11 protein-coding genes are annotated in these 12,214 nt (G+C 69.5%); 5 read left to right on the top strand and 6 right to left on the bottom strand.

Features of this window, described 5'->3' with window-relative positions:
• The first annotated feature begins 170 nt into the window (after positions 1-170).
• Complete coding sequence (locus EV648_RS32410; RefSeq protein ID WP_132298930.1) at positions 171-1,118, top strand: LuxR C-terminal-related transcriptional regulator; 948 nt, start codon at positions 171-173, stop codon at positions 1,116-1,118.
• 435 nt (positions 1,119-1,553) lie between these two features.
• On the opposite strand, the gene EV648_RS44390 is transcribed toward EV648_RS32410, so the two are convergent.
• From EV648_RS44390 to EV648_RS32395, 3 genes are all read right to left on the bottom strand, one after another.
• Positions 1,554-1,859 (bottom strand): hypothetical protein, encoded by a 306-nt coding sequence (locus EV648_RS44390; RefSeq protein WP_241995803.1) that lies wholly within the window; start codon positions 1,857-1,859, stop codon positions 1,554-1,556.
• 158 nt (positions 1,860-2,017) lie between these two features.
• Positions 2,018-2,785: a YaaA family protein gene (locus tag EV648_RS32400; RefSeq protein ID WP_132298929.1), complete on the bottom strand. Its 768-nt coding sequence runs from the start codon at positions 2,783-2,785 to the stop codon at positions 2,018-2,020.
• Positions 2,782-3,726 carry an aldo/keto reductase gene (locus EV648_RS32395; RefSeq protein WP_132298928.1) on the bottom strand — a complete coding sequence of 315 codons (945 nt, stop codon included), beginning with the start codon at positions 3,724-3,726 and terminating at the stop codon, positions 2,782-2,784. The genes EV648_RS32400 and EV648_RS32395 overlap by 4 nt, the downstream gene beginning before the upstream one ends.
• A gap of 58 nt (positions 3,727-3,784) precedes the next feature.
• On the opposite strand from EV648_RS32395, the gene pepN reads away from it, so the two are divergent.
• On the top strand, positions 3,785-6,244 hold the full coding sequence (gene pepN / locus EV648_RS32390; protein ID WP_132298927.1) for an aminopeptidase N: 2,460 nt from the start codon (positions 3,785-3,787) through the stop codon (positions 6,242-6,244).
• A 201-nt stretch (positions 6,245-6,445) separates the two neighbouring features.
• Positions 6,446-7,918 carry a septation protein SepH gene (gene sepH / locus EV648_RS32385; protein WP_132298926.1) on the top strand — a complete coding sequence of 491 codons (1,473 nt, stop codon included), beginning with the start codon at positions 6,446-6,448 and terminating at the stop codon, positions 7,916-7,918.
• A gap of 1 nt (position 7,919) precedes the next feature.
• Here the strand turns inward: sepH and EV648_RS32380 are convergent, their stop codons facing one another.
• On the bottom strand, positions 7,920-8,474 hold the full coding sequence (locus EV648_RS32380) for a TetR/AcrR family transcriptional regulator (protein WP_132298925.1): 555 nt from the start codon (positions 8,472-8,474) through the stop codon (positions 7,920-7,922).
• Between the two features lie 127 nt (positions 8,475-8,601).
• On the opposite strand from EV648_RS32380, the gene EV648_RS32375 reads away from it, so the two are divergent.
• Together EV648_RS32375 and EV648_RS32370 are read left to right on the top strand one after the other, a co-directional pair.
• Positions 8,602-9,555: an NAD(P)-dependent alcohol dehydrogenase gene (locus EV648_RS32375; RefSeq protein ID WP_132298924.1), complete on the top strand. Its 954-nt coding sequence runs from the start codon at positions 8,602-8,604 to the stop codon at positions 9,553-9,555.
• A gap of 262 nt (positions 9,556-9,817) precedes the next feature.
• Positions 9,818-10,264 (top strand): hypothetical protein, encoded by a 447-nt coding sequence (locus EV648_RS32370; RefSeq protein ID WP_241995802.1) that lies wholly within the window; start codon positions 9,818-9,820, stop codon positions 10,262-10,264.
• A 38-nt stretch (positions 10,265-10,302) separates the two neighbouring features.
• Here EV648_RS32370 and EV648_RS32365 read toward each other — a convergent pair whose 3' ends face one another.
• Together EV648_RS32365 and EV648_RS32360 are read right to left on the bottom strand one after the other, a co-directional pair.
• Positions 10,303-10,950: a response regulator transcription factor gene (locus tag EV648_RS32365; protein ID WP_132298923.1), complete on the bottom strand. Its 648-nt coding sequence runs from the start codon at positions 10,948-10,950 to the stop codon at positions 10,303-10,305.
• Positions 10,941-12,179, bottom strand: a complete 1,239-nt coding sequence (locus EV648_RS32360) for a sensor histidine kinase (RefSeq protein WP_132298922.1) — start codon at positions 12,177-12,179, stop codon at positions 10,941-10,943. The genes EV648_RS32365 and EV648_RS32360 overlap by 10 nt, the downstream gene beginning before the upstream one ends.
• Between the last annotated feature and the right edge of the window lie 35 nt (positions 12,180-12,214).

Here is a 12,214-nt window from a genome sequence, read left to right as displayed (position 1 = left end):
TGTGCAGGGGAAGCCGACAAGACAAAGACGACAGCGGCGCTGAGGAGAGAACTGAGGACGGCACGAGCTCGGGGCGGGGTCACTGTGCAGTGGTATCGAATCCGCGGCTGTCCAAGCTACGAGATAGCGTGACGGATGCCGGACATGTCGGGAATAGGTCAGGAGGCTGCATGCTCGAATCCCTCGGAGTGACTCCCTCGGACGAGGAGGCGTACCGGGCTCTGCTGGCAGCCCCCGGCTGCGGTCTCACCGACCTGGCCAAACGCCTCGACCGCGACCTCGACGACCTGGCCGGGACCGTCGAGCGGCTCGAGCAACTCGGCCTGCTGACCACCACCGCGGACCAGCCGATCCGGTTGCTGCCGACCCGGCCGGACGTGGCCGTCGACGCGCTCGTCGCCGTACGCCGGGCCGAGCTCGACCGGGTTCGCGCGGAGGCGCGGGTGATGGTGTCGGAGCTCCGGGCGCAGGAGCAGCACCGACCGGAGAACCTGGTCGAGGTGATCGTCGGGCAGGAGGCGATCGCCGCCCGGTTCGCCCAGCTCCTCAACGGCACGCAGGAACAGCTCCTGGTGCTGGACCGTCCGCCTTACGCGTCAAGGCCCGGGCAGTCCGACCCCAGGGTGCGCGGGCTGCTCCGTGAGGGCGTCTCTGTGCAGGGCATCTACTCCCCCGACTCGCTGGACGTCCCCGGCGGAGTCGACGAGGCCTACAGCGCGGCCGATGCGGGCGAGACGTCGCGGGTGCATCCGCAACTGCCGATGAAGCTCGCCGTGTTCGACCGCAAGGTCGCGCTGCTCCCGCTGTCGGTGGATCAACTCGTCGACAGCGCGCTCGTCGTCCACCCGTGTGCGTTGCTGGACGCGCTGATCGAGATGTTCTCCCTGCTCTGGGACCAGGCGGTTCCTGTCGTACCGGCCAGGATGGATCCGCTGGACGCCCGCCTGATGACGCTGCTCGCGGCCGGGTTCAAGGACGACGCGATCGCCCGGCAGCTCGCGCTCAGCAGCCGGACCGTCGGCCGTCGCGTCGCCGAACTGATGGAGACCCTCGGCGCCCGCACCCGCTTCCAGGCCGGCATCCACGCCCAGCGCCGCCGCCTCCTCGAGGACACCTGAGGTACGCGGATCCCGCGGAGAGGTCTGAGCCGGGTCGGGGCGATCATTTCGGGGCGGGGTGTACCGAGTGACAGGGAGTACTGGGGTCGTCGCGGAGATCCCAGGCGTGGAGTGCCTGCCGGGGTGGTGTGTGCGGCGACGACTTCCTGTCCGTCGGTACGCCGCAGGCCCTCGGGGTGGGTTTCGCCCCGGTGGGTGGTGGATTTCGCCTGGGCGGGTGGTCGTGATGCCGATTCGGGGCTGGCGTGGGCGAGTTGTTCGACCACTTGCAGGTTGTTCGCCATGAAGCTGCCCGCCGCCACCGCCCGGGCCGGCTGGCGGGTTGCTCGTGGCTCGTGGCTCGTTTCGAGGGTCCGCTGGCGGGTTGTACGGCGCCTGGCGACTTGCAAGGCGCCAGCGGGCGTACAGCCCGTCATTGGAAGGCCGGTCTCTGGCCTAACGGGCCGACCGGGTGCGGCGGTGGGGACCGCGGACACCTTCTGAGGGCAGGGCAACTTCCCGGCCGAGCTCGCGGCCGAGGCAGGAGGACGCCGATCTCGCCCACCTGTGCCAGTGCGGGAACTTGTCCCGGCTGTAGCCGGTGCTGGAGCCTTCGGCCCGCACGGTGAGACTCGCCAGCTGCGTCTGCGCAGTACTGGCCGGCGGCGGGTCGGGCGGGTAGGCCAGGGCCGGACCGGCGCCGACAACCCAGGCTGTCGCCGCAGCGACAGTGGTGATCGAGAACGTGAGTGGGCGACGCATCTTCAGGCCTCCGAGGTTGGGCGGTGCCCCCCTGACGAACTGCGCTGCTCCAACCCTTCCCCGTGATCAGCCCCGGGAAAACCACTCACCAATGAATCCGAGGTGAATGGTCCTTTCCAGCTACGACTCCAATGTCGACTCGTGCGCCTTCGAGGTCGTCAGTCGTGTTCCACCACGGTGAGGGCCCAGCCGGTGGCGGTGCGGTCGAGCTCGGCGTTCCACTGGTCGGAGATCAGTTTGTGGAGGGCCTTCGGCGTTCCGGGGTCCTTGCCGGACTCGAGCAGATAGCGGGCGACGAGGCCGCGGGTGTGCTTGGCGTTGTGGGAGACGACCGAGCGGACTCCGCCGCGCTCGCGGACCACCGAGACCGACACCCACTTCGCCGCCTGTACTCCGACCGGCCGCCACGCTGCCGCGTAGGTCGAGGACCGGCAGTCGACGATGACCGAGTTCCCCGCGGCGCCTTCGAGGGCAGCCGCGAGCGGATCACGCCAGACCGAGGCGAGCGACCCATGCCCCGGCAACGTCGCACCCATCGAGAGCCGGTACGGCGGGACGCGGTCGGCCATCCGTAGCGCACCCCAGGCGGCTGACACCACGAGCAGCCGAGCACCGGCCCGTCGCTTGGTCCCCGCGGACAACGTGGAGTACCCGAGGGCGTCGTACAGCACGCCGGAGTACAACTCGGAGACGGGCACGGCCGGCTCGGTCCGCCAGCGCGTGTTCCGCTCGACCTCGTCCTTCAGCGACGCCCCGACACCCAGTACGTCGTACGCGTCGGCTGAGGCGCTCACCTTGGCCAGCGAGTCCAGCACGGTCTCGCGGACGCCGTTGAGCTCGGGGAACGACAGGGACGGCAGTTCCACCGCGCGGCCGCGCGAACGACCGGTCTTGCCCTCGGACGGCGGCAGCAGGATCAGCGTCACGTCAGGTCGTCCAGAGCGGCCAGGTCCTCCACGCTCGGCTCCCACAGACCGGCCACGACGTTCTGCTCGATCTGCTCGGGCGTGGTGGCTCCCGCGATCACCGACGCGACCGCCGGCTGTGCCGCGAGGCCACCGATCGCGACATCGAGCAGCGTCAGATCCCGCTCGGCGGCGAAGGTCTCCAGCGCCTCGATCCTGTCGAAGTCGGCGCGGGCGAGCCAGTCCGGCATCTTGGCCAGCCGGGTGCCCTCGGGAGCGCCCTGGTCGCGCTTGTACTTGCCGGTGAGCAGACCGGAGGCGAGCGGGAAGAACGGCAGCACGCCGATCCCGAGCTGCTCGCAGGCCGGGATCAGCTCGTCCTCGGCCTCACGCTCGAGCAGCGAGTACCGGTTCTGCGCGCTGATGAAGTGCTCCAGCCCGGCGGTCCGGGCGGCCCAGTCGGCGTCGACCACCTGCCAGCCGGCGAACTGCGAGCTGCCGATGTACCGCACCTTGCCCTCGGCAACCAGTTCGGACAGCGCGGCCAGGGTCTCCTCGATCGGCGTGACCGGGTCCGGCACGTGCAGCTGGTAGAGGTCGATCCAGTCCGTGCCGAGCCGGCGCAGGCTCGACTCGACCGCCTTGCGGATGTACCGCCGGGAGCCGCGCACGCCCCAGTCCGGGCCGTTGTCGCCCTTCATGTCGCCGCCGAACTTGGTGGCGATCACCACCTCGTCGCGCCGCTTGCCGAGCGCCCCGCCGAGGATCTCCTCGCTCGATCCCTGCTCGCCGCGGTAAACGTCGGCGGTGTCGAACAAGGTGATGCCGGCGTCCACCGCCGCGTTCACCACGGTGTCCGCCCGGTCCGCATCGATGCGGCCCCCGAAGTTGTTGCAACCCAGCCCGACCACACTCACGGTCAGGCCGGAGTCGCCCAGCTGGCGGTACTCCATGTCGGTCATGGGCAAACTGTATCGATGCCTCTGCCGGACCGTTGGGCGACCGCATAGAGTGCTCGGCATGCCGAGCCTTACCGTCGATGGCGCCCGCACCAGGGCCGCCGCGCTCACCGTCCACTCGTACGACGTCGACCTCGACCTGACCCGGGGCGACCGGACGTTCGGGTCGACCACCAGGATCGTCTTCTCCGCCGCCGCGCAGACCACCTTCCTCGACGTCAGACCCGACGAGCTGGTCTCCGTGACGCTGAACGGGACGCCCGTCGACGTCGCCGCGCTCGACGACGGCCGGCTGCCGCTGACCGGCCTGGCCGCGGAGAACGACCTGGTCGTGGTCGCGTCGATGCTGTACTCGAACGACGGCGAGGGCCTGCACCGCAGCGTGGACGCCGCCGACGGGCTGACCTACCTGTACGCGATGTCCTTCCTCGACGCGGCGCCCCGGATCTTCGCCTGCTTCGACCAGCCGGACCTCAAGGCGCCGTACAAGGTCAGCGTGACCACGCCGCAGGAGTGGATCGTGCTCGGCAACGGCGCCGCCACGCAGGTCTTCCCGGGCCGCTGGGAGCTGACCGTGACCAAGCCGCTCTCGACGTACTTCGTGACGCTGGTGGCCGGGCCCTACCACCAGATCCTCGGCGAGCACGACGGCATCCCGCTCGGCCTGGTCTCGCGGCAGTCGCTGAAGGAGGCCCTCGACCGGGAGGCCGAGGACCTCTTCACCGTCACCGGCCAGGCCTTCGACGAGTTCCACCGGCTGTTCGGGTACCGGTACCCGTTCGGTGAGTACCATCAGGCGTTCGTGCCGGAGTTCAACGCCGGCGCGATGGAGAACCCGGGCTGCGTGACGTTCCGCGACTCAATGGTGTTCCGGTCCGCCGTGACCGATGGCGAACGCAGCAGCCGGGCCCGGACCGTGGTGCACGAGATGGCGCATCAGTGGTTCGGCGACACCGTGACCATGCAGTGGTGGAACGACCTGTGGCTGAACGAGTCGTTCGCGGAGTACATGGCCCACCGGGTCTCGACCACCGCGACGAAGTACACCGACAACTGGATCGACTTCGCCTTCATCCGCAAGTGGTGGGGCCTGCAGGCCGACCAGCGGTCGTCGACGCACCCGATCGCGGCCGACGCGGTGAAGGACGCGCTCGCCTCGCTCGACGACTTCGACGGCATCTCCTACGCCAAGGGCGCGGCCGTACTCAAGCAACTGGCCGCCTACCTCGGTGACGACGTGTTCCTCACCGGCGTCCGCGCGCACATCACCTCGAACGAGTTCGCCAACGCCACCTTCGCCGATCTGGTCGCGAAGTGGACCGAGGCCGGCGCCGTCGGTCTCGAGACGTGGGCGCAGAACTGGCTGCGGACTCCCGGCGTCGACACGATCAGCGCCGAGCGGACCGCGACCGGCATCAAGCTCCGCCGCAAGGCACCCGTGGACCACCCGGCAGTCCGGCCGCACCAGCTCACGGTCGGCGGGTACGACGAGTCCGGGAACGGCGTCTCCGTACCGGTCCTGCTCGACGCCGACGAGGTCGAGGTGGAGCTCGACCCGTCCGTGGCGGTCGTCGTGCCGGATGCCGCAGACGACACCTGGGCCAAGATCCGGCTCGACGCGGACAGCCTCGCCAAGCTGTCGGTGGTGCTGCCGAAGATCGAGGACGGCGTCACCCGGGCGGTCGTGCTGAACAGCATCCGCGACGCGGTCTCCGACGGGGAGCTCGACCCGCGTCTCGGCTTCGACGTACTGCGGGCGGCGCTGGCGCACGAGACCAGCGACATCGCCGTGGCGACGATGGTCGGCTGGGCCCACACCCACCTGCTCGGGATCTACCTGCCGTACGAGCCGTACCGCGGACAGCTGGCCGAGGTGGTGACCGGGCGCCTCAGCTCTACTCCGTCAGGTACCAGCCTGCAGCTCGCGGTGGTTCGGAGCGTCGTTCGGCTGACGGACGACGTGGAGCTGCTGAAGGGCTGGCTCGCCGGCGTCGACGTACCGGAAGGTCTCGCGATCGACGCCGACCTGCGCTGGCTGATCACACTGCGGCTGGCTCGCCTCGGGGCGATCGGCGATGCCGAGATCGACGCGGAGCTCGAGCGGGACAACTCGTCCGAGGGGATCGTGCACGCGACCCGCTGCCGGGCCGCCCTGCCGACCGCCGAGGCCAAGGAACGCGCCTGGGCCCAGATCATGACGGACGAGGACCTCGCGAACTACGAGCTGTACGCCGCCTGCGAGGGCTTCTGGCATCCCACCCAGGTCAAGCTGACCGCGCCGTACGTGCAGCGGTTCTTCGACGAGATCGCCGGGACCGAGAAGCTCCGCACCGGCTGGGTCGTCGCCCAGAGCGCCGCGCTGGCCTTCCCGGTCTACAACATCGACGAGCGAGTGACCCGGTTCGCGGCCGACCTGGTCGCCGACGAGTCGGTCTCGGCCGGCATCCGGCGCTCGGTCGGCGACCGAGCCGACGACCTCAAGCGAGCCCTTGCGATCCGGGCCGCGTACGGCGGGAACTGACCGGTTTCGAGGGTCTCGGAGTCGCCGTCACACCGGGTTGTGACTAATGTGACTGGTGTGACGACAAGGACCCTTCTGAGCAGGCAAGATGTGATTTTGTGACGTAACCTCCACAATGACCGCCGGGCACGGCGCGCCGGTCTTGGTCGAGGCGTACGTATCGGGAGAGACTGTCGAGAACCGCACAGGAGAACAAAGGCAATGCGCGAGGCGAGGCTCGTTGGCCTGAGCCAGGATGGCAAGCAGATCATCCTGGCGATGGCAGAGACGGGTGAGGAGTTCGCCATCCCGGTCGACGACCGGTTGCGTGCGGCCCTGCGCGGCGACCGTGCCCGACTCGGCCAGCTGGAGATTCAAATGGAGAGCGCGCTCCGCCCACGAGACATCCAGGCTCGGATCCGAGCCGGCGAAAGTCCCGAGGCGGTTGCTGCCGTCGCCCAGATGCCGATGGAACGCGTGATGGCGTTCGCCGGTCCGGTGCTGGCCGAGCGCGACCACGTCGCGAGCCTCGCCCAGCGCGCGTCTGTCCGCCGTCGTGGCGGCGGCGACGCCCCGACCCGCAACCTCGGCGCCTGGGTGACCGAGCGCCTCCGGATGCGCCAGGTCGACCCGGCCTCGGCCGAGTGGGACGCCTGGCGTCGCGACGACGGCCGCTGGGCCGTCCGCGTCTCCTACTTCGCCGAGGAGAACGACGAGAAGATCGCGATGTTCGCGTACGACGCCCCGGGGCGCTACGCGGTGCCGGACGACGACGAGGCGCGGTGGCTCGTCGGCGAGCAGGCCCAGGTGATCGCGCCGCCGAGCGAGCGTCGCCTGACCGCGGTGGCAGATTTCGACCTGAGCCTGGCGCCGGACCACGGAGCGGACAGCTACGAGGCCGGCTTCGAGGACACGATCAGCCTGCCGCGCGGTCGCGGCCAGCAGGCCGATCGCGACGCGAACCGTGACACCGGTCGTGGGTTCGGCCGGGAGGCCGCTCCCGAGACCGGCCGCGGCTTCGGTCGCGAGTCGGGTCGTGATGCCGGTCGTGACTCGGGTCGTGATCATGGGCGTGACTATCGGGAGTCGGCGCGGGATGCCGGCTTCGGCCGGGATGGCCGGGACGCGTCGCGGGACAGCGGGCCGCGCCGGGTGCACTCGGTGCCGAGCCCGGACGAGGAGCCGACGCTGATCGACGTACCGGCCGAGCAGCCGCCGGCACTGCGCCCCGCAGGACGGGCTGTTGAGCGGCCGGCTCAGTTGCCGGTCGAGGCCTCTGCGGGCGCGCCGCCGGAAGAGCGTGCCGCCGCACCCGAGAACCGCTTCAACGAGCGGCGGATGACTCCTCCGGTCGAACAGCGCCAGCCCGAAAAGCGTCAGCCCGAGCAGCGTCAGCCTGAGCAGCGGGAAGCGCCACGTCCCGCTGATCCCCGTCCGGCTGAGCCGAAGCGGGAGGCTCCGCGACCGGCCGACCCACGGCAGCGCGCCCCCAAGCCCGCCGACCCGCGCCCCCACGCGCGTCCCGAGACTGAGCGCCCGGCCGAAGCTCCCCCAGCGGCTGCCGCGTCCGACGAGCAGCAGACCGCTGACCAGGCGTCTGCCGCCGAGCCCAAGAAGAAGCCGGCCAAGCGCGCCTCCAAGCGCGCCAGCGTGCCGAGCTGGGACGAGATCATGTTCGGCAAGAAGGCCGACTGAGTCAGGCCCAACTCTTGGCCTCGGCGATCACCGCCGAGGCCAACTGTGCTGTCTGGTTCGCGAGCTGCTCGGGTGTCGAGGGGCGGCCGTTGTCCAGCCACCAGGTGATCGCCTGCACGAACATCGCCCCGACCAGCGTCGGGACCAGCTCGCCCGACGGCTTCGGCGGAAGATGCTCCGACACCATCGTCGCCAGCGACGCGCGCATTCTGGTGGCGAACCACGGACTGCCCTTCTTGCCCAGCAATGCGCCGTACAGGCGTTCGTAGCGGGCGACGTGTTCGAAGAACGCCGCCCAGCGCTCCAGCGGTGGTCGTTCCGCGCCGTCCGTCATCGTGCCCAGCAGCGCGGCCATCGCCTCGTCGAAGATCTGCTCGACCAGCTGGTACTTGTCGCGGTAGTTGCGATAGAAGGCAGCCCGGCTGACCATCGCCCGCTCGGTGATCTCGCCGACGGTGAGGCGATCGAACCCGCGCTCCTCGATCAGCTCGACCAGCGCCTCGCGGAGCAGTTTGCGGGTGCGGCGCACTCTGACGTTCTCCGATGACTGAGACATTTCCGGCTCCTTGTCCCGATCGGGACACCTCGGCGGTTCTGAGACTGGTTGCGCGCCGGGTGACGACGGCAGGGTTGTCCTAGACATATTGCCCGAACTGAGACAACCTGTCTCGCTGAGGAGAACGATGAGCACGACGACGATGCGCGCGGTGGAGTACACGAAGTACGGCGCCGCGGACGAACTCGCAGTACGAACCGTCCCGAAGCCGGAGCCCAGGAAAGGCCAGGTTCTCATCCGGGTCCACGGCTCGAGCGTGAACCCGACCGACCTGCAGATCCGCTCCGGCAAGCTGCGGATGATGACAGGGCGCCGCTTCCCGAAGCGGATCGGCCTGGACTTCGCCGGCGAGGTTGTAGCGGTGGGTTCAGGGGTGAGCGACCTCGCGGTCGGGCAGCGGGTGTGGGGATTCCTCGGAGAGGTGTCGGGTCGCACCGGTGCCGCCGCCGAATTCGTCGCGGCCAAGGCGACCGCCGTCAGTCTGGCGCCGTCCTCGATCGAACTGGTGGTGGCCGGTGCGCTGCCAAGCGTCGGCGTGACCGCACTACGCGCGGTGCGTGATGTGCTGAAGGTCAAGGCGGGCGAGCGGCTGCTGGTGGTCGGCGCGAGCGGCGGCGTAGGCAGCACCGCGATCCAGTTGGCTTGTGCGTTGGGTGCTGAGGTCACGGCCGTCTCCAGCGCCCCCAATCACGCCTTCTGCCGCGAACTCGGCGCAAGCCACGTGGTCGACTACACGGCTCCGGGTCGGCTGAGCGGCCAGTTCGCTGCGATTCTCGACTGCCACGGCTCGTCGCTCAGCACCTATCGCCGGCTACTTCGCCGCCGCGGGCGAATGATGAGCACTGCCGCGAGCGGAATGGCCTACGCGATGCTGTCGACGATCCTTCCGGGGCCCCGGGTCCGGGTGATGATGGCGCGCTCACACCGCGAGGTGCTGGCCGCACTCGCCGAGCACGTCGACCAAGGTGACCTCCGGCCGGTGGTGGAGGCGGTCTATCCGCTGGCGGGGGTCGCGCGAGCCCATCGGGAGGCCGAGACAGGACACGCGCGCGGAAAGAAACTGATCGCCGTCCTCGGCTGAACTGCGCCGGCACCTCTCGGTCGGGTCGAAGGGCACGACGTGGTCCAGGTCAGTGTGGTCGATGGTTCACTACGGACAGGCGTCTCAGATCGCGGTCGGTGTTTGGCAGGGCGGGAGGTCTCTGCCATCATCTTCCGCATGCGTATCTCGCTGTGTTGTCGCTGCTGTTGTAGCTGACGCGCGCCGTCTCGGCGCACGAGGCCCTGTCCATCCCAGGCCCGCCCGCCGACACCAGCACACACAGGATTCCGGATTCGCCGCAATGAACCTCTCTGCTTTCGCCGACCTGCTCGCGTCCCGTGGGCTGCGCCTGCTGCCCGGCTCCCACGCCGTCCCGGTCGAGCTCCTCGTCCAGTTGCCTGACGCAACGATCGCGCGCTTCACCGCTCGCGGCACCACGCTGCGCCTACGGCAGTACTCCCCCGACGCGCTGACCTCGATCGTGATCGCCGCCGAGTGCGGTTGCGGCGACCACCACCCCCGCACCGGCCCGAACCGCGTCACCCTCAGCACGTACGCCGTACCGCTGGTCGAGCACGTCCTCGACGGCGAGCTCCTCTTCGGTTGGCAGCACCACGAGGCCGGCGCCCTCCGCCTGCCCGACGCCTCCACCCACTTCTTCACCCTGCTCAACCAACTGACGGCATCCACCACCGGGGCCGCAGGCGTTGCGACCGAGGAGACCCGCACCCTCGTCGGCGTTGCCTGACCCCGGCGGTCCGCGATCACCCGCTCGGCGAAGGCGCATCAGACGCCGTTCAGGTAAGCGAGGACAGCCAGGACGCGACGGTTGTTGTTGTCGTCATCGGTGATGCCGAGCTTGCCGAACAGAGAAGTGGTGTGCTTGCTGATGGCACTCTCACTGAGGAAGAGCCGCCCGCCGATGGCCTGATTGGACAACCCTTCGGCCATCAGGCTGAGCACGTCGTGTTCGCGCTCGGTGAGCCGTTCGAGTCGCCGGTTCGACGGCCCGCTGGAGAGCAGCTTGGCGATGACGGCCGGGTCCATGGCGGTCCCGCCTGCGGCAACGCGTTCGAGCGCGTCGATGAACTGATCGGCGTCGAACACGCTGTCCTTGAGCAGATAGCCGATGGCACCCGTGCCGTCGGCCAGGAGTTCGCGGGCATACAGCTGTTCGACATGCTGGGACAGGATCAGGATCGGCAGGCCAGGCACTTCGCCACGGGCGGCCAGCGCTGCGCGCAGGCCCTCATCCGACTGGGTCGGCGGCATCCGGACGTCGACGACGGAAACATCCGGCCGCCACTTCAGCAGCGCCTCGAGCGTCTCGGGTCCGGTGGTCGCCGTCGCCACGACCTCGTGTCCGTAGGCCTCGATGAGGCGGACCATGCCGTCGCGCAGCAGGTAAAGGTCTTCGGCTACAACTATTCGCATGGCACCACCATCTTGACGCGGGTCGGACCGCCCACCGGGCTCGTGATCTCCAGGGTCCCGTCGAAGACCGCGAGGCGGCGGCGCAGCCCCGCGAGACCACCGTCGGCCGATGTCTCGGCACCACCCCGGCCGTTGTCCTCGACCTCGACCACGATGTCGGCGTCGTCCCGGGCGATGGAGATCCGCGCTCGGGTCGCCCGGGCGTGCTTGACGACGTTGGTCACCAGTTCGGCGACTCCGAAGTACAGGGCGGACTCGATCGGCGGGTCCAGGTGTAGCCGGCCGCCGGCGTCGACGCTCACGTCTAGCGGGAGATCCAGGGCAAGTGCGCGGACGGCGTCGACGAGCCCTCGCTCGTTCAGCACCGGAGGGCTGATTCCCTTGACCAGTTCGCGCAGCTCGGTCAGCGACATGGCGGCTCCGGCTCGCGCGTCCCGAAGCAGCGCTCTGGCCTGGCTGGGATCTGTTTCCATCAGCTTCTCGGCAGTCGCCAAGGAAAGCCCGAGTGCGACCAGGCGGGCCTGCGCTCCGTCATGCAGGTCCCGCTCGATCCGGCGGATCTCGGCAGCCTGCGCGACCGTCGTGTCTGCCCGCTGGGCCGTCAGCTCACCCACCCGGTCCGCCAGCATCGCAGCCGATGCCCCCAGGAAGCGGACGGTTACCGGCTCGACCGACCGCCAGGCGTAAGGGGCGGCGGCGATAGCCACGACCAGCCCGAGCACGGTCAAGGCAGCCGTCGATCGACTGAACCCGAGGACCGCTACCGCGATACCGGCAGGTGGGATGGCCGCAGGCACGCCCACGGCGATCGCGGCGATCCCTAGGAATCGCAGATCCCGCCAGGTCGCTGGATCGCGCCACCGGAGCCGCAACTCCTGGTCCTCGCGAGCTTCCTTGCTGGTACGCGAATAGGAGGTGCCGTTCCACCAGTACCCGGTGGACAGCTGGACGACCGGCGCGGCCTCCAGGTACCCGGGCGTGATGACGGTGCCTGTCCATCGTGCAACGAGGAAGCGGAAGATCCGGCAGATCGGACGCGACAGGGCGAACGTGGCGACAGAAGCCAGCACGAACAGCGGGATCCACGACCACGGGTTCGAGGCCCACCAGACCGCCAGCACCACGGCCCCAGCCCACACGACCGGCACCAACGTGCTGACGACCGTCGCCACGCACGCCCGCACGAACCCCACCCCTGCACTCTTCACCCACGAAGTCGCTTGTCGCATGTCTCCACTCTGCATCCCCCGATGCCCACGACCTG

Source organism: Kribbella sp. VKM Ac-2568 (assembly GCF_004345365.1).
Taxonomy (GTDB): domain Bacteria; phylum Actinomycetota; class Actinomycetes; order Propionibacteriales; family Kribbellaceae; genus Kribbella; species Kribbella orskensis.
This window is presented reverse-complemented; position numbering and strand designations above follow the sequence as displayed.